The organism is Mycobacterium sp. ENV421 (genome assembly GCF_002887815.1).
In the GTDB taxonomy this organism is placed as follows: Bacteria; Actinomycetota; Actinomycetes; order Mycobacteriales; family Mycobacteriaceae; genus Mycobacterium.
Genome location: NZ_PDHO01000141.1, coordinates 1 through 721, shown reverse-complemented (window position 1 = coordinate 721; position 721 = coordinate 1). Strand labels below are relative to the sequence as shown.

The window sequence follows — 721 nt, the reverse complement described above, 5'->3', positions numbered from 1 at the left end:
CGAGGACCTTCACCTTCGGGTAGGGGGCATCCAGTCCCAGACTCACTCCGCGGCCGAACTCGTCTTCGTTATCGGCGGTGTCAGGGATGTCGAGTTGCACACCGTCGATGGCCATCACCCGCAGGCCGGCCAGCCACGCCCCACTGGTGCCTGCACCGGCCAGTGGCCGGGCCACGCGCGCATAGAGTTCGGCCAGCGGCTCGGCGCCGAGGCGGGCGCGGGCCTGACACAGCGCCGATGATGTCGGTACCTGCCAGTCTTCGTCCCAGGATCGCAGAAACCGCAGACCGTCGACGAGTTTGCGCATCACCTCTTCATAGGCATCGTCGAAAAACAGGGTCATCGCCAACACGAAATACACGACCACCCGGGCCGGCAGCAGACGCCGCCGGCGCTCGGTGCGACCGGTTTCGGCGAGGACGTCGTCGACCAGATCACGGTGCACCAGCCTGGTCAGCACCCCGAGGCCAACCCGGTCGGTCAACCGGTCCCCACGACCGTGTTCACCACCCGGATTCTTGTCGGACACAGGTAGTAAGGATACGTGGAAACCGTTGCAGCACAAGATATATAGCAGCCAATCTGAGCGTCCAGAAATGGACTGCCCACCACATCACCTTGACTCAAATCGACCACTCCGCACTCCCTGAATGCATTCCACCACAACATGTTTCACCACAGAATGCACTGACCTGCGGTGACGCCAAAGTTAACGGCATTG

1 protein-coding gene is annotated in these 721 nt (G+C 62.1%); it reads right to left on the bottom strand.

What is annotated here, in order from left to right; all coding sequences use genetic code 11:
* Positions 1-529, bottom strand: a 529-nt coding sequence (locus tag CRM90_RS30060; protein ID WP_199190111.1) for a transposase domain-containing protein, incomplete at its 3' end; no start/stop codon positions are given.
* Positions 530-721 lie beyond the last annotated feature (192 nt).